The 16,308-nt window shown below is 39.2% G+C and carries 20 protein-coding genes; all 20 read left to right on the top strand.

The features are described 5' to 3' along the window. Positions 1-30: 30 nt before the first annotated feature. Positions 31-1,011 (top strand): D-isomer specific 2-hydroxyacid dehydrogenase family protein, encoded by a 981-nt coding sequence (locus EDD61_RS01385; protein ID WP_008978289.1) that lies wholly within the window; start codon positions 31-33, stop codon positions 1,009-1,011. 159 nt (positions 1,012-1,170) lie between these two features. After that, positions 1,171-1,440 (top strand): 30S ribosomal protein S16, encoded by a 270-nt coding sequence (gene rpsP / locus EDD61_RS01380; protein WP_008688673.1) that lies wholly within the window; start codon positions 1,171-1,173, stop codon positions 1,438-1,440. A 2-nt stretch (positions 1,441-1,442) separates the two neighbouring features. Beyond that, a complete protein-coding gene (locus tag EDD61_RS01375; RefSeq protein WP_008688671.1) occupies positions 1,443-1,691 on the top strand; it encodes a KH domain-containing protein in 249 nt (82 codons plus the stop codon). A gap of 35 nt (positions 1,692-1,726) precedes the next feature. After that, the gene (gene rimM / locus EDD61_RS01370; protein WP_132223425.1) at positions 1,727-2,230 is read left to right on the top strand and encodes a ribosome maturation factor RimM; all 504 of its coding nucleotides are present in this window, start codon (positions 1,727-1,729) and stop codon (positions 2,228-2,230) included. Then, a complete protein-coding gene (gene trmD, locus EDD61_RS01365) occupies positions 2,227-2,982 on the top strand; it encodes a tRNA (guanosine(37)-N1)-methyltransferase TrmD (protein ID WP_008978291.1) in 756 nt (251 codons plus the stop codon). The genes rimM and trmD overlap by 4 nt, the downstream gene beginning before the upstream one ends. A 260-nt stretch (positions 2,983-3,242) precedes the next feature. Then, entirely contained in the window at positions 3,243-3,590 is a 348-nt protein-coding gene (rplS, locus tag EDD61_RS01360; RefSeq protein ID WP_008688665.1) for a 50S ribosomal protein L19, read from the top strand. Positions 3,591-3,650: 60 nt separating this feature from the next. Continuing rightward, positions 3,651-4,250 (top strand): signal peptidase I, encoded by a 600-nt coding sequence (lepB, locus tag EDD61_RS01355; RefSeq protein WP_132223422.1) that lies wholly within the window; start codon positions 3,651-3,653, stop codon positions 4,248-4,250. 8 nt (positions 4,251-4,258) lie between these two features. Then, the gene (gene lepB / locus EDD61_RS01350; protein ID WP_132223419.1) at positions 4,259-4,837 is read left to right on the top strand and encodes a signal peptidase I; all 579 of its coding nucleotides are present in this window, start codon (positions 4,259-4,261) and stop codon (positions 4,835-4,837) included. Next, positions 4,827-5,687 carry a ribosome biogenesis GTPase YlqF gene (gene ylqF, locus EDD61_RS01345; RefSeq protein ID WP_008688662.1) on the top strand — a complete coding sequence of 287 codons (861 nt, stop codon included), beginning with the start codon at positions 4,827-4,829 and terminating at the stop codon, positions 5,685-5,687. Before lepB (EDD61_RS01350) ends, ylqF begins: the two co-directional genes overlap by 11 nt. Next, a complete protein-coding gene (locus EDD61_RS01340) occupies positions 5,677-6,300 on the top strand; it encodes a ribonuclease HII (RefSeq protein ID WP_008688661.1) in 624 nt (207 codons plus the stop codon). Before ylqF ends, EDD61_RS01340 begins: the two co-directional genes overlap by 11 nt. A gap of 213 nt (positions 6,301-6,513) precedes the next feature. Continuing rightward, on the top strand, positions 6,514-6,894 hold the full coding sequence (locus tag EDD61_RS01335; RefSeq protein WP_020990774.1) for a hypothetical protein: 381 nt from the start codon (positions 6,514-6,516) through the stop codon (positions 6,892-6,894). A gap of 7 nt (positions 6,895-6,901) precedes the next feature. Beyond that, positions 6,902-7,327, top strand: a complete 426-nt coding sequence (locus EDD61_RS01330) for an NfeD family protein (RefSeq protein WP_008688659.1) — start codon at positions 6,902-6,904, stop codon at positions 7,325-7,327. A 25-nt stretch (positions 7,328-7,352) separates the two neighbouring features. Next, complete coding sequence (locus tag EDD61_RS01325) at positions 7,353-8,291, top strand: SPFH domain-containing protein (protein ID WP_008688657.1); 939 nt, start codon at positions 7,353-7,355, stop codon at positions 8,289-8,291. Between the two features lie 20 nt (positions 8,292-8,311). Then, positions 8,312-8,701 (top strand): hypothetical protein, encoded by a 390-nt coding sequence (locus tag EDD61_RS01320; protein WP_132223416.1) that lies wholly within the window; start codon positions 8,312-8,314, stop codon positions 8,699-8,701. Positions 8,702-8,816: 115 nt separating this feature from the next. Further along, on the top strand, positions 8,817-9,554 hold the full coding sequence (gene dprA / locus EDD61_RS01315; RefSeq protein ID WP_117547632.1) for a DNA-processing protein DprA: 738 nt from the start codon (positions 8,817-8,819) through the stop codon (positions 9,552-9,554). A gap of 72 nt (positions 9,555-9,626) precedes the next feature. After that, a complete protein-coding gene (gene topA, locus EDD61_RS01310; protein ID WP_132223413.1) occupies positions 9,627-11,846 on the top strand; it encodes a type I DNA topoisomerase in 2,220 nt (739 codons plus the stop codon). Next, positions 11,843-13,135 (top strand): methylenetetrahydrofolate--tRNA-(uracil(54)-C(5))-methyltransferase (FADH(2)-oxidizing) TrmFO, encoded by a 1,293-nt coding sequence (gene trmFO / locus EDD61_RS01305; protein WP_132223410.1) that lies wholly within the window; start codon positions 11,843-11,845, stop codon positions 13,133-13,135. The genes topA and trmFO overlap by 4 nt, the downstream gene beginning before the upstream one ends. Next, positions 13,135-14,052: a site-specific tyrosine recombinase/integron integrase gene (gene xerA / locus EDD61_RS01300; RefSeq protein WP_008688647.1), complete on the top strand. Its 918-nt coding sequence runs from the start codon at positions 13,135-13,137 to the stop codon at positions 14,050-14,052. The genes trmFO and xerA overlap by 1 nt, the downstream gene beginning before the upstream one ends. 238 nt (positions 14,053-14,290) lie before the next feature. Then, positions 14,291-15,244, top strand: coding sequence for a 30S ribosomal protein S2 (rpsB, locus tag EDD61_RS01295; RefSeq protein WP_008688646.1), 954 nt, complete (start codon positions 14,291-14,293; stop codon positions 15,242-15,244). A 24-nt stretch (positions 15,245-15,268) separates the two neighbouring features. After that, complete coding sequence (tsf, locus tag EDD61_RS01290; RefSeq protein ID WP_132223407.1) at positions 15,269-16,159, top strand: translation elongation factor Ts; 891 nt, start codon at positions 15,269-15,271, stop codon at positions 16,157-16,159. The last annotated feature ends 149 nt before the right edge of the window (positions 16,160-16,308 follow it).

Raw genomic sequence — 16,308 nt, 5'->3', positions numbered from 1 at the left:
ACCTTGTCTTTCTTATAAGGAGGATGTCTCATGAAAGTGTTTGTTTATGGTTTTCGAGAAGAAGAACGTGTATATTTTGAAGAATGTGCAAAACAATATGGAATTGCGTATGCTACATGCAGTAAACGTCCAACCTTAGAAAATGCTCATTTGGCATGTGGTTATCCATGTATCAGCATCTTATCGACACCTTGTGATGCGGCCCTTATTGAATCCTTTCATCGTAAGGGTGTGCGTTTCATTTCAACACGTACGATAGGTTATGATCATATTGATTTGGCAGCTGCTAAAAAAGTAGGTATGGGAATAGGAAATGCCAATTATGCCCCGGAAAGTGTTGCCGATTATACAATTATGCTGATTCTGATGACGCTTAGAAAAATGAAACTTATTATGAAGAGCACGGAATTGCAAGATTATTCCTTTGAATCTGTACAAGGCAGAAATTTAAAGGGGAAGATAGTAGGGGTCATCGGTTGCGGCAATATTGGCACGACGCTGATACGTCATTTGGCAGGTTTTGAATGTGATATTTTGGCTTATAATCGACATATAAAACCAGAACTACTTCCGTATGCGCAGTTTTGCGATTTAGCAACTTTGTTGAAAAAAAGTGACATCATCACACTGCATCTGCCATTGCATGAGGAAACTTATCATATCATTAATCAAGAACGTATCGCTATGATGAAAGATGGTGTGATTTTGATTAATACGGCGCGAGGCGCTTTGATTGATAATGAAGCTCTGATAAAAGGCATTGAAAAGGGTAAGATTCAAGGAGCTGCTTTCGATGTGGTAGAAGGGGAAACAGGTATTTATTATCAAAAACAAAAGGGAAGAGTGTTGCCTTCACGAGAAATGTTGCTTTTAAATAGTTATCCTAATGTAATCTTATCTCCACATATGGCATTTCTGACAGATGATTCTAATCGCGATATGGTCTATCACTCAATGGAAAGCTGTCTTGCGTTTATGGAAGGGGAAGAAGATGCTATGCGAATCTTATAAATGCCAATCCGAGAGATAGCTTTTTGGCTAAAAGCAATATTTTATTGTTGAACGAATGAAACATGTATAAAAAATAAAAGGTGTAAAGGAAAAATACTTGACACCTTATAAAAATATGGTATAATAAACAAGCATAACGCAATATAGGAGGAAAAATACATGGTAAAATTAAGATTAAAAAGAATGGGTTCTAAAAGAAAACCTTTCTACAGAATAGTAGCTGCTGACTCTCGTTCACCTAGAGATGGACGTATCATTGAAACAATCGGTACTTACAATCCAACAACCAATCCAGCATCTATCACAGTAAATGAAGAATTAGCTGTAAAATGGCTGAAAGATGGAGCACAGCCTTCTGATACAGTACGTAACATTCTGTCTAAACAGGGCATCATGAAACGTCTGCACGAAGAAAAAAACGCTAAGTAAGTATGATTGATTACGAAAAAGTGTTATTGGATCTTGTAACACCGATGGTTGAAGATAAAGCGAGTGTTTCTGTGAAGAAAATGGATACATTGGATGAAAATGAAATCTTATTGTATGTATATGCAAACAGTGAAGATGTAGCCAGATTGATCGGAAGACGCGGTAGCATGGCATCTTCAATTCGTCAGATGATGTCTGTGGCATCAAGAAAAGAAGATAAACGAGTTACAATTAAATTCGAATCTTATTAGGATGCAGGAAAGCATCCTTTTTTCAGGAGGATCATATGAACGAAATCAACATAGGAATACTGGTAAATACACATGGTTTACGTGGCGAAGTTAAAGTGAAACCTACAACGGATTTTGTCGATATCCGTTTTGCGAAAGGAAAACATATTCATATTCAATATCAGCAACAGCTTCTTGATGTCTGCGTGGAGTATGCAAAATGGGCGAAACAGTTGTTGATTGTGAAGTTTGCAGGATATGATGATATCAATCAGGTTGAGACATGGAAAGGCAGTCTTCTTTCTATCAGCGAGGAACAACTGCATGCATTAGAAGAAGATGAGGCGTATTTCTTTGAATTACAAGATTGTCAAGTATTGGATGAAGAGGGAAGATATTTAGGAGATGTAATCGAGGTGTTAGAAACTAGTGCCAATGCCATCTTGCGTGTTCGCAATGAAGAACGCGAATTTTTAGTTCCATATGTAAAAGCATTTGTGCAGGAATTTAAGCGTGAAGAGAAATGCATTGTGATTAAGCTGATGGATGGGTTATTATGAAGATTACAGTCATGACATTGTTTCCTGAATTTTTTGACAGTTTTGTTACGACCTCTATCATTAAACGGGCAATTGAACGTGAATTGGTTACCTTTGAAACGATTGATTTTCGCGCTTATACGAAAGATAAGCATAACCATGTTGATGATACCCCATGTGGTGGTGGACAGGGAATGGTTTTATCTTGTCAGCCGATTGTTGATTGCCTGAAGGATATTCGTACGCCATCTTCCTATGTGGTGATGTTATCACCGCAAGGAGAGACTTTTACGCAAGCAACAGCACATCATTTTGTGAAAACATATGATCATTTGATTTTTCTTTGTGGACATTATGAGGGTTTTGATGAACGCATTCGCTCGTATGTCGATTTAGAACTTTCTTTAGGGGATTTTGTCTTAACAGGTGGTGAACCTGCAGCAATGGTGATGAGCGATGCCATCATTCGCTTGCTGGATGGTGTGATTTTAGAAGATAGTCATGCGGATGATTCTTTTGAAAATGGTCTTTTAGAATATCCACAATATACGCGTCCGATTGAATTTGAAGGGCAGCGGGTGCCAGAGGTATTGCTGAGTGGTCATCATGCGAATATCCGACGCTGGCGGCTAAAACAGTCTTTAAAGAAAACGCTGGAGCGCCGTCCGGATTTGCTGGCTACACGTGTTTTTACTAAAGAAGAACAAGAATTGATGGAAGAAGTGCGAAAAGAAGCAAAGGAAGATTTGCATACAAAAAATGATAAATCTTAAGAAATATAAAGAATTTGCGAAATTTATGTAATTTCTTTTCAGATGGGCATGAAAAATGGTATGATTATAAGGGAAAGAACCCGAACTTTCCAAAGAGCAGTGTCTTCATGAATGACTGTAAAATTTTACAAATTCCTATTTACAAGAGAAACGAAAGTGTGCTATAATCAATAAGCCTATTGGCAAACGAGGTTCCGCTGGACGTCTTAATTGTTTATGAGCCCAACGTAAATATATTGTAGAAAAGGAGCGCCGAGAGTATGAATTTACAGTTAGTTAATGAAGTAACAAAATCTCAATTGAAGAAAGACATCCCTTTCTTTAAATCTGGTAGTACCGTTCGTGTACACGTTAAGATTAAAGAAGGCGACAAATCACGTATCCAGGTTTTTGAAGGTCTGGTAATCGCACGTCAGGGTGGAGGAATCGCTGAAACATTTACAGTTCGTAAGATTTCTAACCAGATTGGGGTAGAAAGAACTTTCCCAATCCACTCTCCAATTGTTGAGAAGATTGAAGTTGTCCGTCACGGTAAGGTTAGAAGAAATAAATTATATTATCTTCGCGGACGTTCAGGTAAAGCTGCTCGTATTAAAGAAATTCGTTAAGAATGAGAAAAGTCGGGATATGTTCCGGCTTTTTCTTTTATAGATTGTGGAGGAGTCGCAATGCACAAATCTGTGAACAGCAAACACAGACAAGAACGTGACGAGACTCTGGGAAGAGTTATCGGCAGTAATCTTCTATCGTTATTGAAGATTTTTTTGGCATGCTTCGTGCTTGTATACCTAACCATTAATTTTGCTGTAAGACCAATTCACGTCAGTGGACAAAGCATGTTTCCTACGATTGAAGAAGGCGACTTTGCGCTAAGCAATGCGTTCAGTGCAAAATTTCAAGAAATAGAGCGTGGGGATATCGTTATAGCTTATGAGAATAAGCAGATGCATCGCATGATCATTAAACGCGTAATTGGTTTACCGGGGGATCGCATATCTTGTAAAGATGATAAAGTATATGTGAATGATAAGGCATTAGATGAGCCGTATTTAGATAATGAATGGGCAAATGGCATACGTGATACTGTCGATGCATTTACGGAAGATTTTACCGAAGTGTGTTTACAGGAAGATGAGTATTGGCTAATGGGAGACAATCGGATCAATTCACGTGATTCGCGTGACTTTGGACCTTTTAAACGCAGCCAGATCAAAGGAAAGGATGCGTTGGTCATTTTCCCTTTTCATAAGATACATATACCAAAGTAGGTGAGTTCATGCAAAAGAAAAAAACAAAATGGGATAGATTTTATCAAGTTATAGATACTGTGAGAATGTTTGCCGTCTGTATGCTGATCGTCTTATTGATGTTTACCTTTGTGTTGCGAGGTAAGACAATCGTGGGGGAATCTATGTATCCGACCTTAAAGGATGGGGAACAGGTTTTTATCAATGTTGCAGCATCTTATTTAAGCGATATCAAACGTTTTGATATCGTTGTAGTAAAACATGCATCTGATGATGATTTATGGGTGAAACGTGTTATCGGTTTGCCCAATGAAACCGTAGAATATAAAGATAACAAACTGTTTATCAATGATTTAGAGGTTAAAGAACCCTTTTTAGACAACACGTATAGAAAACGTATTGAGAAAGAAAAAGGTATGTTTACAGCAGATTATCCTAAGCATACATTAAAAGCAGATGAATATTTGTTGGTTGGTGATAACCGCGTTAATTCTTTGGATTCACGCTCAGAGAGTGTGGGGCCTTTTAAGCGAAGTCAAATACTTGCGAAAGGCATGTTTGTCTATTATCCTTTTGAACAAGCGAGGTATGTAAATTATGGAAAATGATAAGATAAGAATACAATGGTTTCCGGGTCATATGACCAAAGCAAAACGTGAAATGCAAGATAAGATGAAGATGGTGGATTTGGTTATTGAATTAAGAGATGCCCGTATTCCTAATGCTTCCAAGAATCCGATGATTGAAGAATTGATTCAGCAAAAGCCAAGACTCATCATTCTTTCTAAAAAAGATAAGGCTGATGCGGCTATTACAAAGGCCTGGATTCAGACTTTGAGCAATGCGTCCACAATGGTCTTAGCTTTGGATATCATAACTGAAAATATTACGCCAAAGATCGTAAAAGCTGTACAGACACTGATGCAGGCGAAAATTGAGCGTATGATACGAAGAGGCATGAAACCGCGTGCGATGCGTGCTATGGTGGTTGGTGTTCCCAATGTAGGAAAATCTACATTTATCAATAAGATTTCAAAGAAAAAAATTGCTGTTACCGGAGATCGCCCGGGTGTTACGAAATCGCTGCAATGGTCAAAAATCAATAAAGATTTGGAATTATTAGATACACCAGGTGTTTTATGGCCGAAGTTTGAAGATGAACGTGTTGGTATCTTGTTGGCCATCACCGGTGCTATCCGAGATGAAATATTGCCTTTAGAGGAAATTGCAGCTTGGGCTATGCGCTATCTGTTGCAGCATCATGCGCAAGCATTAACGAAACGTTATGATATCGCATTGTGCTCAGACCCTTATGAAATGTTAAATCGAATTGCGCAAAAGCGTGGCTACATGCGTAATCATGAAATCGATGAAAAGCGCACCATTGAAACGTTTTTGCGTGAATTGCGTGATGATAAGCTTGGTCCAATTAGCTGGGAGGTTCCAGATGCAGTGTGAGAATGCTTATGAAATAGCTTGGTGGAAAGAAGGTAAAAAGAAAATCATTGGTATTGATGAAGCTGGACGTGGTCCTATTGCTGGACCATTGGTTGTAGCAGCAGTCAGCTTTCCTGTTGGTTTTTCGCATGAAAGTATTTATGATTCAAAAAAACTCAGTGAGAAGAAACGCAAGGCCTTGTTTCAAGAAATCATTCAATTGGCTAGTGAATATCATATTAAGATTGTTTCTCCTCAAATAATCGATGAACAAAATATTTATCGAGCAACACAGTTGGCGATGCTGGAATTATCGAACAGCTTTCATGATGCTGATGGTGTTTTGACAGATGCCATGCCCTTGCCCAATGCGTCATTGGATGTTATATCTTTAGTAAAGGGAGATCAGAAAAGTGTTAGTATTGCGGCTGCCAGTATTTTGGCAAAAGTCACAAGGGATTGTATTATGTGCGCGTATGATAAACAGTATCCACAATATGGTTTTGCAAAGCATAAAGGATATCCTACGAAAGGGCATCTTGAGGCAATGCATACTTATGGAGTGATTAACGATATCTATCGAAAAAGTTATGGTCCGGTTGCGGCTATGCAACAATTGGTATTTGATCTTTAGCAGATAAGGAAGCAGTATGTGCCTGCTTCTTTTTTACTAAGGTTAGCATAGAATCGCATTAGACGATTGCATTAGAACATCACCTGAGATGAGAAGTTTTGAGAACACTGTGAGTAAATTGTTTGTATTATAAGAAAAATAAGAAAAGTAAGAATAGTGGTTGCAAAAAAATAAGAAAAATAATATAATATAAATAAGAAAGGTGGTGTCAGGATGTTTACATGGGTCAAAGGTAATGTATATACGCTGATTTTGACGTTATATCCCAGTAATATCACGCTGAATAGTAGCGCAGCCAGTTACTTTGAAGATGTGCGATGGTGCATGATTGGTATTGATGCGGAAAACAGTCAATTGGGAATACGTCCGGTAAGTAAGCGCGAAATAGATTTGCATTTAGTAGAAATGGATCAATTGCATAAAATATCACTGGGTAAAGGTTATGCCCGAATCACAAACAAGGCAATCATGGAGGAAATCGCATTACTGACGCATCAGAAGATGGATGGTTTAAAAGTCAATGCTCGCTTTGATGAAAAAGAAAATATGTTGATAGCAGATTTAAAAGACCTGATCAACAAGAATGAGGGGTGAAGAAAACATGGTAGTAATCTGGATTGGCATCAGTATTGCGGCACTGGTAGTAGAATTAATCACACCGACAGCCTTGGTTTCTATCTGGTTCGCCGTTGGCGGTATCATTGCTGTTTTGCTTAGTCTGTTAAATCTTCCTATATGGGTACAAATAGCCGGCTTTGCTATTGTTTCTATTGTCAGTATGCTTGTGGTAAGACCAATTGCATCCCGTTATTTACGTGGGAATACAATTGCCACAAATGCGGATCGCTGCATTGGTGAATTTGGTGTTGTGGTAAAACCGATCATGGCAGATGAATGGGGAGAAGTAAAGGTGAATGGCTCCTTATGGCATGCCATAAGTGTAGATGGTACACCAATTGAAAAAGCTGCAAGAGTGAAAGTAATTGCAATCGAAGGTGCTAAACTGCTTGTTCGTAAAGCGGTTTAACATAAAAAAGAAAGAAGGGTAAATGATGAATATTTTTACAATTATTATTTTAGTAGTAGTGGCATTGATTGTCATTGGGCTGTTTGCCTATTTGGTGCGTATTGTTCCACAAGCAAAGGCTTTTGTAATTGAACGTTTAGGTGCATATCATACAACTTGGAATACCGGTGTACATTTTTTAGTACCTTTTGTTGATCGTGTAGCTAATAAGGTAACGTTAAAAGAGGTTGTGAAAGATTTTGCTCCACAGCCGGTTATCACAAAGGATAATGTAACAATGCAAATTGATACGGTTGTTTATTTTCAGATTACCGATCCTAAACTTTATACTTATGGAGTTGTCGGACCAATTACGGCTATTGAAAATTTAACTGCTACAACATTACGTAATATCATTGGTGATCTTGAATTGGATGAAACTTTGACATCACGTGATATCATCAATACGAAAATGCGTTCAATTTTGGATGAAGCAACCGATCCTTGGGGAATTAAAGTCAACCGAGTGGAAGTAAAAAATATCATCCCACCGCGCGATATACAAGAAGCGATGGAAAAACAGATGCGTGCAGAACGTGAACGTCGTGAGTCCATCTTACGTGCGGAAGGTGAAAAGAAAAGTGCTATTTTAACAGCTGAAGGTGAAAAAGAAGCAGTCATTTTACGCGCAACAGCTAAGAAAGAAGCGATGATTGCTGAAGCAGAAGGTCAGGCACAGGCAATGGAACGTATTTATGAGGCACAGGCACGTGGTATTGAAATGATCAAGACAGCGAATCCAACCAAGGAATATTTAAGCTTAAAAGGCTTGGAAACCTATGAAAAAATGGCAGATGGCAAGGCTACGAAGATCGTTGTACCTAGTGAATTACAGAATATGGCCTCATTGTTGACGAGTGCTCGTGAAATTCTGATTGACGATGCAGAAAAAGACTTTCTGCCAGATTTGAAAAAGAAAAATTAATTTGTCCTGAGGAAGAGGACATGAAATATCGCAAAACGGGAATTGCCATAGCGTGTAGCTTTTGGATAGCAACAATCTTTCAGCTCTTGTATGTTTTGTACCCACAAAGCTACGCGTTTGGGAAATCTTATCAGCTTTTGAGTGATGTTGTCTGTATATCACTTGTTGTTGCTGTATATTTGCTACAACGCAAGCAATATGCGAAAAAACATGTATCCATACGATTTGAACTGCATGCCGGACACATCTTCGGTATAGCTGGAGCATGCATGAAGATCATGGCCGAATTTGTTGAACATCTGCATACTAGCACTTTGTTGTTTAATGTAATTGCTATCTTGTTGTTATTGATAAGCATGTTGCTAATGTTGCGTGCTGATTCTTATGAAGAACGTACAGCAATCTTATAAACTATGTTGCATGGGAGCCTTATGAAAATAGGGCTCTTTTTATATTATTTGATAAAATAAAGCACTTTTACGAAAAAGACCTATCTGTGTCGTATATAAAAGTAAGGAGGTTTAAATGATGCAATATCGAGAACAAATTTTAGCTTATGCGATACAGTATAAAGGGGATTGGTATAAGATGCGCGAAGCCATTAAGGAAAATAAAGCATGGAATTTACCAGCATGTTCATGTACCTATGTTACAATTGTCGATCCTACATATCCTTGCAAATTTAGAAGGCTGCAATGTCCACCGTGGATTTTGTTTTATGAAGGTAATCTTGCTTTATGTGAACAGCGAAGTGTGGCTGTCATAGGCAGCCGTCAGCCAACCGCTTATGGAAGTAAGATGTGCGCACAAATCACCAAAATCTTAGCATTGCGCTATTGCATTGTGAGCGGGCTTGCCAAGGGAATCGATGGCATTGCACATCGCGAAGCTCTTGCTCAGCATACAATCGGTATAACGGGATGTGGATTGGATGTGTATTATCCGAAAGTTAATGCCGATATTCAACAAATCATGGCCAAAAAGCAATTGGTCCTAAGTGAATATCCACCCCATACACCGCCAAAGCCCTATCATTTTCCTTGGCGCAATCGCTTAATTGCGGCCTTGAGTGATGCTGTTATCGTTGTGGAAGCAGGGATGCGAAGTGGCACAATGCTGACTGTTAATGAGGCGCTTTCGCTGGATATACCAATTTATTGTGTACCACATCCGATGGATCAACGAGAAGGAAAAGGAAGCAATACGTTAATTGCACAAGGCGCAATGATTTTAGTAGATGAACAAGATATTCGCATGATTTAGCATAAAATGTTTGACAAATGCTAAAAAAAAACAAATAATAAAAGACGTGTAGTTTAGGCTAGGAGGCTAAAAATGAAAAATTTAGTAATCGTGGAATCCCCTTCCAAATCGAAAACCATAGAAAAATATCTTGGTGGCGACTATCATGTCGTTTCTTCCAAGGGACATATACGTGATCTTGCGACAACAGGTAAAGGTGGCTTAGGCATTGATGTGGAGCATGACTTTGAACCTACGTATAAGATAAGCTCTGATAAACGTGCAGTCGTAAAAGAATTAAAAGATCTTGCCAAAAAAAGTGAACATGTCTTTCTAGCAAGTGACCCTGACCGTGAGGGTGAGGCAATTGCTTGGCATTTGGCAAATGTATTAGAACTAGATATGGAAGAAGAAAATCGTATCATCTTTCATGAAATTACGAAAAATGCTGTAACAGAAGCATTTCAACATCCCCGTACGATTGATCAGGATCTGGTGAAAAGTCAGGAAACCAGACGCATGCTGGATCGGATCATCGGTTTTAAGTTATCAAAGTTATTACAAAGTAAAATAAAATCAAAGTCAGCAGGACGAGTACAGTCTGTTGCTTTGCGTTTGATCGTTGAACGCGAAAATGAAATTCGCGCTTTTAAGAGCGAAGAATATTGGACGTTAGCAGCAAATATCGAAAAAAATGGCAAACAATTCAGTGCGAGTCTGAATAAAGTGGATGGCAAAAAGGCAGAATTAAAAACACAGGCAGATGTAGATGCTATCATTGAACGCTGTGCTGCTTTTGTTGTGTCCGCTATTGAAAAAAAGGTTCGTAAAAAAGAAGCAAGAATGCCTTTTATCACTTCGACGTTACAACAGGAGGCCAGCACAAAGTTAAATTTCGGAGCAAAAAAGACGATGCAGATTGCCCAAAAGCTTTATGAAGGTCTGCCCTTAGCAGATGGGGTGAGTGAAGGTCTTATCTCTTATATGCGTACAGATTCTACGCGTTTATCAGACGTGTTCGTGAAAGATGCTGAATCATATATTGAAGAAGTTTATGGTAAGGAGTATAAAGGTCGTGCACGCCAGAAAAATAATGAAAATGCACAGGATGCGCATGAGGCTATTCGTCCTACCAGTGTTTTTAATACACCGGAAAAAGTGAAACCATATTTAACAAATGATCAGTACAAATTGTATAAGCTGATTTATGCACGAACGCTGGCTTCTTTAATGGCACCGAGCAAAAGTGATGTCGTGAATGCGCAAATTGTTTCAAATGGCTGTGAGTTTAGTGCCAATGGTTCAATTCTGACATTTGATGGTTATTTGAAAGTATATCACGATTATGAAACAGTAAAAGATGAGATGTTGCCACCATTGCAAGAACAGGAACAATTAAAGGATGTGGAATTGGAAGGTAAACAACACTTCACAGAACCACCTTTACGTTATAGTGAAGCTCGCTTGATCAAAGAAATGGAAGAAAAGGGCATAGGTCGTCCTTCAACGTATGCTATTATTATTGATACATTGCAAGCTAGAGGTTATGTATCATTAGAACGCCCAAGTGAAGGCAGTAAGACCAAAGTCTTTATCCCTAGTGAACAAGGGGAATTGACGGATGCCAAATTGCAAGAATTCTTCAAGGACATCATCAATGTTTCGTATACGGCAGGCATGGAACATCACTTAGATGAAATCGCAGCAGGAAAACGTAACAACATTGAAGAAGTGCGAACATTCTATAATGAATTTGAACCATTACTGGAAAATGCTTATGAGCATATGGAGAAAAAGGAGCTGGAACGTACCGGGGAAACTTGTCCGGAATGTGGCAGCGAATTGGTGTATCGTATCGGACGTTATGGGAAATTTGTATCCTGTATTAATTTTCCTACTTGTCGTTACACGAAAAGTGAAAATGAAGAGGAAAATACGGAAAGTGAAGAAGTCTGTCCAAAATGTGGTAGTAAGATGGTCATGAAGAAAGGACGCTATGGTTCTTTCTTGGCATGTAGCAATTACCCGGATTGTAAATATATTAAAAGTAATAAGCCAAAGGAGGAACCTGTACCAACCGGTGAAATGTGTCCGGAATGTGGTCATGAACTTGTACAGCGTAAATCACGCTTTGGCACAACCTTCATCGGCTGCAGCAATTATCCTAAATGCCGGTATATCAAAAAAGAGCCAAAAAAGAAAAAGAGTGATGAGGAAACAACTGACAAGAAAAAGGCAGTACCAAAGAAAACGGCTAAAAAAGTCGTGAAAAAAACAGTTAAGAAAAAAGCGACAGAGGTGGAAGCAGAATGAAACAAGTAACCATAATCGGTGCCGGATTGGCAGGCTGTGAAGCCTGCTGGCAGTTGATCAAACGCGGGATCCCTGTGAAATTAGTAGAGATGCGTCCGTTAAAATCCAGTGATGCCCATCACAGTGATCAGTTTGCAGAACTTGTTTGCTCAAACTCTTTGCGCAGTGATTCATTACAAAATGCAGTTGGTATTTTAAAAGAAGAAATGCGGCATTTGGATTCATTGATCATGAAGGCAGCGGATGCTCACCGTGTACCGGCTGGTAGTGCCTTGGCCGTGGATCGTACCTCTTTCAGCGAAACAATCACTAAAATTTTAAGTGAACACCCTTTGGTGGAGGTTGTTCGTGAAGAGATAACGAAGATTCCTGAAGGTCCGGTGATTATTGCCAGTGGACCATTGACAAGTGATGCTCTAAGTAAGGCAATTCAGGAAATGACCCATGAGGATTATTTCCATTTCTATGATGCGGCAGCTCCTATCATTGAAAAAGAATCCATTGATTTTTCCAAGGCTTATGTAAAATCACGTTATGATAAAGGAGAAGCTGCCTATATTAATTGTCCGATGAACAAAGAAGAATTTGATGCTTTTTGTGATGCTTTATTACATGCGGAAACAGCGGAACTGCATGATTTTGATAAAACCTTCTTTGAAGGTTGTATGCCGTTTGAAGAAATGGCACGCCGTGGCGAGAAAACGTTGCTGTTTGGACCGATGAAGCCTGTCGGTTTAGAAAAACCGGATGGTAGTTTGCCTTATGCAGTGGTCCAGTTACGACAGGATAACGCGATTGCCAGCTTGTATAATGTCGTTGGTTTTCAAACACATTTAAAATGGGGCGAACAAAAACGTATCTTATCCATGATACCGGGATTGGAACACGTGTCCATCGTGCGTTATGGTGTCATGCATCGCAATTCATATTTGTGTGCCCCAAAGGTGTTGCGTCCTACCTATCAGCATATAACGCGGGATGATTTGTTCTTTGCCGGGCAATTGACCGGTGTGGAGGGCTATGTAGAAAGTGCTGCCAGTGGATTGTTGGCGGGCTTAAACATGGCAAATCTGATCAGAGGGAAAACAGTTATTACCTTACCAAGCACCTGTGTAATTGGCTCTATGGTCAATTATATTACGCATGCATCCGCAAAGTATTTCCAACCGATGAATGCGAATTTTGGCATCATGCAGCTAGAAGCCAAGGTGAAGAAAAAAGATCGTAAAGAAGCCTTTGGCAAACAAGCATTGGCAGTTATTGACAGCTATCGGGAATTGTTTGACTGATGGAATCTTATCTGACGCGGTTTTTAGACTATTTAGATACGGTCAATAGCGGGAGTGCACATACCAAGGATGCGTATCAGCGTGATATTACAGAATTTCTGGATTTTCTAAAAAGTGAGAATATCATGAGCTTAGATGATGTAGATCGCATTATCGTGATGAATTATGTGAGTCATCTGCGTGAGCGAGATGGCCGACAGGGAACGATGAAAAATGCCACGGTTGCCCGTAAGCTAAGTTCATTGCGTTCCTATTATCGTTACTTGAATGAGTATGTTGGGGTGCAAAACAATCCGTTCTTATATTTCAAAGCACCCAAGCAAACACGCAGGATCCCGGAATTTCTATTTTATGATGAAATTGCATTATTTCTAGCATCGTTTGATTTGCATGAAGCGGTAGATGTTCGTGATCGTGCATTATTTGAATTGATGTATGCCAGTGGCTTGCGTGTCAGTGAGGCAGTAAATCTACGCTTATCCGATATTGATTTCCATGACAATATCTTACATATCGTTGGTAAAGGAGATAAACAACGCTTGGTTCCTTTCTATGATCTGGCAAAAGAACGTCTCGTTGATTATATTGAACATGTACGCCCAAAATGGGTGAATACGTTGCAACATGAATATGTCTTTGTGAATCAGAAGGGCAAGCCATTAACAAGTCGCGGTGTGCAATATCGCATGGAATTGGCTGCTAAAAAGTGCCATCTGCATCTGCATATTCATCCGCATATGTTTCGTCATAGCTTTGCCACACACTTATTGGATAATGGAGCTGATTTGCGTGTTGTGCAAGAATTGTTGGGACATGCTTCCTTATCTACGACACAAATCTATGTCCATGTGACACAGGATCGCTTAAAAAGTGCATATGAGCATGCACATCCTCGTGCCGGCAAAGAAAACACATAGTAAGATCATATTTATGAATGGTGAAGCAAACAATGGCACCAATTTCTGTAAAAAAATAAAAAAAGCCCTTGAATTAGGGCTTTTCTATGTTATAATAAACAACGGTGCGACGAAGTTCGCATACAACACACATCATGGATTCCGCAGCCCGTGCTTTAGATGCGTTAAGTAAGCGTCAATGATAAGTTGCTGCAGTTTGAAGTGATGGAGGATAAAAACGGAAAGTGAGGATATTTTCATGTCAGTAGTATCAATGAGAAAATTATTGGAATCTGGTGTACATTTTGGTCATCAGACACGTAGATGGAATCCAAAGATGAAACCAAACATCTACGCAAGCAGAAATGGTGTATACATCATTAACTTAGAAAAAACATTAGAACAGCTGGACACTGCGTATGCTGCAATGAGAGAAATCGCTGAAAAAGGCGGTAAGGTATTATTTGTAGGTACAAAGAAACAGGCACAGGCTGTAGTTGTAGAAGAAGCATTACGTTCTGGAAGTTTCTTCGTAAACCAGAGATGGTTAGGTGGTTTATTAACAAACTATCGTACGATCCAGAAACGTGTAAAACGTTTAGTAGAAATCGAAGAAATGGAAGCAAACGGAACTTTAGATCTGTATCCTAAGAAAGAAATCGCACAGGTTAAGAAACAGAAAGCACGTTTGGAAAACTTCTTAGGTGGTATCAAGGAAATGAAGAAACTGCCTAACGCATTGTTTGTTATCGATCCTAAGGAAGAACACAATGCTGTTGCAGAAGCTAAGAAATTAGGTATCCCTGTATTCGCTATGGTAGATACTAACTGTGATCCAGAAATGGTAGATTACCCAATTGCATCAAATGATGATGCTATCCGTTCTGTAAAATTAATCACAACATTGATGGCAGATGCAATCGTAGAAGCAAAAGGCGGATTGTTAAGCGTAGCACACAGTGTTGATGAAAACGAAGAAGATGTAACAATGAAAGATGTTATCATCAATGTTGAAGAGCAGATTGCTGAAAATGAAAGACGTCGTCGTCAGAGAAATGAAGAACGTCGTAACCGTCGTAACAATTTCGATCGTAACCGCAATGGTGGACGTGGAGGCAGAGCTCCTTATCAGAAACGTGAAAACGTAAAACCAGCTACTGAAGCAAAACCTGCAACAGAAGCAAAACCAGCAGAAACTAATACTGCTGAATAATCACGAAAAGGAGGAAATAGAAAAATGATTACTGCATCAATGGTAAAAGAACTGCGTGAAAGAACAGGCGCAGGTATGATGGATTGTAAAAAAGCATTGACAGCTTGTGATGGAGATATGGAAAAATCTATCGACTGGCTGCGTGAAAAAGGTATTGCTAAGGCTGCTAAGAAAAATGACCGCATCGCTGCGGAAGGTTTGACTCGTGCAGCTGTCAATGGAAATACCGGTGTTGTATTTGAAGTAAACTCTGAAACAGACTTTGTTGCTAAGAATGAAAAGTTCTTAGGTCTGTTGGATGAAATCCAGGCTGTGTTAATTGAAAACAAACCTGCTGATTTAGATGCTGCTTTAGCATGTGCTGCAAGTGAAGGCACTGTTGCAGACGCTGTAACAACAGCAACAGCTACGATTGGCGAAAAGATTTCTTTACGTCGTATCGCAGTAGTTGAAAAAGCAGATGATGAATTCTTCGGTTGCTATATGCACATGGGCGGAAAGATTTCTGCACTTGTTACCTTAAAGGGTAAAGCTGATGAAGCTGTTGCTAAGAACATCGCTATGCAGATTGCAAGTATGGCTCCACAGTATGTAAACCGTGATGAAATGCCTGCAGAAGTTGTAGAACATGAAAGAAAAGTACAGACTGAAATCGTTAAAAACGATGAAAAATTGGCTAACAAACCAGAAAAAGTATTGGCTGGTATCATTGAAGGTAAGATCAGCAAGAACTTGAAAGATCTGTGCTTGGTAGAACAGGAATTCTTCTTGGATCCAAACATGAAGGTTGCACAGTACCTGAAAGAAAATGGCTGTGACGTTGTAAACTTTGTACGTTATGCAGTTGGTGAAGGTATTGAAAAACGCCAGGATAACTTTGCTGAAGAAGTAATGAGCCAGGCATTTGGTGGATAATTAACGATAGGGAGAGGTCATTGGACTTCTCCTTTTTTAAGGGGATATCCTTAAAAAAGAATGACGATATGTAGACACAATTACCATAGATATGGAATATAGTTGGATCTTACTGTGCTCGCAAATGAGGATTGGTTTTCAGTTTATTC

Source organism: Longicatena caecimuris, assembly GCF_004341945.1.
GTDB lineage: Bacteria > Bacillota_I > Bacilli_A > Erysipelotrichales > Erysipelotrichaceae > Longicatena > Longicatena caecimuris.
The sequence above is the reverse complement of the archived record's forward strand: the minus strand, read 5'-3'. Positions and strand labels throughout refer to the sequence as shown.

Excerpts from the sequence above, each read along its gene's own strand:
- dprA (WP_117547632.1), top strand. The coding sequence starts at position 8,817 with ATGATGCAATATCGAGAACAAATTTTAGCTTATGCGATACAGTATAAA.
- EDD61_RS01385 (WP_008978289.1), top strand. The coding sequence starts at position 31 with ATGAAAGTGTTTGTTTATGGTTTTCGAGAAGAAGAACGTGTATATTTT.
- EDD61_RS01320 (WP_132223416.1), top strand. The coding sequence starts at position 8,312 with ATGAAATATCGCAAAACGGGAATTGCCATAGCGTGTAGCTTTTGGATA.
- rplS (WP_008688665.1), top strand. The coding sequence starts at position 3,243 with ATGAATTTACAGTTAGTTAATGAAGTAACAAAATCTCAATTGAAGAAA.
- topA (WP_132223413.1), top strand. The coding sequence starts at position 9,627 with ATGAAAAATTTAGTAATCGTGGAATCCCCTTCCAAATCGAAAACCATA.
- ylqF (WP_008688662.1), top strand. The coding sequence starts at position 4,827 with ATGGAAAATGATAAGATAAGAATACAATGGTTTCCGGGTCATATGACC.
- trmFO (WP_132223410.1), top strand. The coding sequence starts at position 11,843 with ATGAAACAAGTAACCATAATCGGTGCCGGATTGGCAGGCTGTGAAGCC.
- EDD61_RS01325 (WP_008688657.1), top strand. The coding sequence starts at position 7,353 with ATGAATATTTTTACAATTATTATTTTAGTAGTAGTGGCATTGATTGTC.
- rpsP (WP_008688673.1), top strand. The coding sequence starts at position 1,171 with ATGGTAAAATTAAGATTAAAAAGAATGGGTTCTAAAAGAAAACCTTTC.
- EDD61_RS01330 (WP_008688659.1), top strand. The coding sequence starts at position 6,902 with ATGGTAGTAATCTGGATTGGCATCAGTATTGCGGCACTGGTAGTAGAA.
- rimM (WP_132223425.1), top strand. The coding sequence starts at position 1,727 with ATGAACGAAATCAACATAGGAATACTGGTAAATACACATGGTTTACGT.
- lepB (WP_132223422.1), top strand. The coding sequence starts at position 3,651 with ATGCACAAATCTGTGAACAGCAAACACAGACAAGAACGTGACGAGACT.
- rpsB (WP_008688646.1), top strand. The coding sequence starts at position 14,291 with ATGTCAGTAGTATCAATGAGAAAATTATTGGAATCTGGTGTACATTTT.
- EDD61_RS01335 (WP_020990774.1), top strand. The coding sequence starts at position 6,514 with ATGTTTACATGGGTCAAAGGTAATGTATATACGCTGATTTTGACGTTA.
- EDD61_RS01375 (WP_008688671.1), top strand. The coding sequence starts at position 1,443 with ATGATTGATTACGAAAAAGTGTTATTGGATCTTGTAACACCGATGGTT.
- lepB (WP_132223419.1), top strand. The coding sequence starts at position 4,259 with ATGCAAAAGAAAAAAACAAAATGGGATAGATTTTATCAAGTTATAGAT.
- EDD61_RS01340 (WP_008688661.1), top strand. The coding sequence starts at position 5,677 with ATGCAGTGTGAGAATGCTTATGAAATAGCTTGGTGGAAAGAAGGTAAA.
- tsf (WP_132223407.1), top strand. The coding sequence starts at position 15,269 with ATGATTACTGCATCAATGGTAAAAGAACTGCGTGAAAGAACAGGCGCA.
- trmD (WP_008978291.1), top strand. The coding sequence starts at position 2,227 with ATGAAGATTACAGTCATGACATTGTTTCCTGAATTTTTTGACAGTTTT.
- xerA (WP_008688647.1), top strand. The coding sequence starts at position 13,135 with ATGGAATCTTATCTGACGCGGTTTTTAGACTATTTAGATACGGTCAAT.